Here is a 2038-nt window from a genome sequence, read left to right as displayed (position 1 = left end):
CACGTCGGCAACATCTTCGCGAAGCTGCAGCTGGACGACGGCCTCGACCGGCGCGTCTCCGCAGTACTGACCTACTTGAGGGGCTGACGATGGACGAGGCGATCCGGAAGATCCTGGCCGAGTGCGAGACCTGGGCCGTGGTCGGCCTGTCGAACAACACGAGTCGTGCGGCGTACGGCGTGGCGCGGTTCCTGCAGGATCACGGGAAGCGGATCGTGCCGGTGCACCCGGCCGCGGAGACCGTGCACGGCGAGCAGGGGTACGCGACGCTGGCTGACATCCCGTTCCCGGTCGATTGCGTCGACGTGTTCGTCCGGTCCGAGCTGGCCGGCGACATCGCGGACCAGGCGGTGGCAATCAACGCGAAAGCGGTCTGGTTCCAGCTCGATGTAGTGGATCAGGACGCCTACGCGCGGACGACGGCGGCGGGACTCACGATGGTGATGGACCACTGCCCGGCGATCGAGTGGCGGGGCCTCGGCCCCGCCACCTGACAGGCCCTGGTTGCTAGTTGAGGTAGCCCTCGACGGTGTCCGTGGAGCGGGCCTGGGCGTCGTCCGGGTTGTCGCCGAACTCGCGCTTGGCCCGACGCTGCCGCAGCAGGTCCCAGCACTGGTCGAGCTCGACCTCCAGTGCCTTGAGACGTGCCTGCTCGTCGGCGTTGTCGACCTGACCGGCCGCGTGCTTGGTACGGAGCTCGTGCTCCTCGGCCACCAAATCGTCGATGCGGCTGAAGATGCCCTTGTCGTCACTCATGGCCTAACCGTACGCCCGTCCGGAAGCCGCGCGCGGGACAGCAACTCCGTGAGCACCAGGATCGCGATCGCCTCCGCGCTGACCAGCCCGATCAGTACGACGAGCTGCAGCGCGGCGGCCTGAACGGGGGAGGCCCCGCCGAGCAGCATGCCGACGTACGCACCGGGCAGCGCGACCAGGCCGACAGTCCGGGTCTGGTCGAGGGCCGGGAGCAGGGCGTCGCCGGCGACCGGGCCGACGACGAGCTTGAACGCGTCCGGCTGCAGCAGCCCGATCGACAAGCCGGCCTCGAACTCGCCGTACCGGGTGCTGTACTCGCCCAGCACCCGCCGACCGGCGAGGGTGGTCGCGGTCATCGTGCCGCCGACGATGATGCCGCCCATCGGCAGGATGCTCGCCGGGTTCCGCGGCACCACGCCCGGCAGGATGAGCAGCAGCAGTACGGCGAACGCGCCCGAGCCGATCGCCGCCGCGCAGTACAGCCACTGCCGCGGGATCACCGCGGTGCTGTGCAGCCGCCGCGTACTCGTGAAGGTCGCGACCACGAACATCAGCAGCACGAACGCGATCGCCCCGAGCGTGTACTGCAGAGCGAAGCCGACCACGAGACCGATCGCCGCCAGCTGCAGGACGGCCCGCAGCGCGGCCGTGACGATGCCCTTGTCGTGCCGGAGCCCGGCGTACCGGGACGCGGCGACGCCGATCGCGATCAGTAGCGGCAGGACGACGAGCGCCGACCAGCCCAGGCCGGTGTGGAAGGACACTTACCTGAAGTCGGCCTCGTCGTAGGTCTGACCGGCGTTCCCGCTCTTGACCTTGGCCGCCTCGTCCGCGCGCAGCTCGACGCGCCGGATCTTCCCGGAGATGGTCTTCGGCAGCTCCGCGAACTCGAGCCGCCGGATCCGCTTGTACGGCGCGAGGTGCTCCCGGCAGAAGGCCAGGATCTCCCCGGCCAGCTCCCGGGACGGCTCGTGTCCGGCCGCGAGCACGACGTACGCCTTGGGTACGGCGAGCCGCACCGGGTCCGGCGACGGTACGACGGCGGCCTCCGCGACGGCGGGGTGCTCGATCAGGACCGACTCCAGCTCGAACGGCGAGATCCGGTAGTCGCTGGCCTTGAACACGTCGTCCGAGCGCCCGACGTACGTGATGTACCCGTCCGCGTCCCGGCTCGCGACGTCGCCGGTGTGGTAGTACCCGTTCCGCGTCACCTCGGCGGTCAGCTCGTCGGCGTCCCGGTACCCGCGCATCAGCGGGACCGGCGCCGGCGCCAGCTCGATGC

At 70.3% G+C, this 2038-nt stretch carries 4 protein-coding genes; 1 reads left to right on the top strand and 3 read right to left on the bottom strand.

The genetic code is table 11. The features are described from left to right. Nucleotides 1-89: 89 nt before the first annotated feature. Nucleotides 90-494, top strand: a complete 405-nt coding sequence (locus tag VFF46_RS37315; protein WP_325041986.1) for a CoA-binding protein — start codon at nt 90-92, stop codon at nt 492-494. Between the two features lie 13 nt (nt 495-507). Here VFF46_RS37315 and VFF46_RS37310 read toward each other — a convergent pair whose 3' ends face one another. The 3 genes from VFF46_RS37310 to VFF46_RS37300 form a co-directional block, all read right to left on the bottom strand. Beyond that, the gene (locus VFF46_RS37310) at nt 508-756 is read right to left on the bottom strand and encodes a DUF2630 family protein (RefSeq protein ID WP_325041985.1); all 249 of its coding nucleotides are present in this window, start codon (nt 754-756) and stop codon (nt 508-510) included. Beyond that, on the bottom strand, nt 753-1520 hold the full coding sequence (locus VFF46_RS37305) for an ABC transporter permease (RefSeq protein WP_325041984.1): 768 nt from the start codon (nt 1518-1520) through the stop codon (nt 753-755). Before VFF46_RS37305 ends, VFF46_RS37310 begins: the two co-directional genes overlap by 4 nt. Further along, nucleotides 1521-2038, bottom strand: a 518-nt coding sequence (locus VFF46_RS37300; protein ID WP_414673137.1) for an AMP-binding enzyme, incomplete at its 5' end; no start/stop codon positions are given.

The sequence above is a fragment of the Kribbella sp. genome (genome assembly GCF_035655035.1).
GTDB lineage: Bacteria > Actinomycetota > Actinomycetes > Propionibacteriales > Kribbellaceae > Kribbella.
The sequence above is the reverse complement of the archived record's forward strand: the minus strand, read 5'-3'. Positions and strand labels throughout refer to the sequence as shown.

Excerpts from the sequence above, each read along its gene's own strand:
- VFF46_RS37315 (WP_325041986.1), top strand. The coding sequence starts at position 90 with ATGGACGAGGCGATCCGGAAGATCCTGGCCGAGTGCGAGACCTGGGCC.
- VFF46_RS37310 (WP_325041985.1), bottom strand. The coding sequence starts at position 756 with ATGAGTGACGACAAGGGCATCTTCAGCCGCATCGACGATTTGGTGGCC.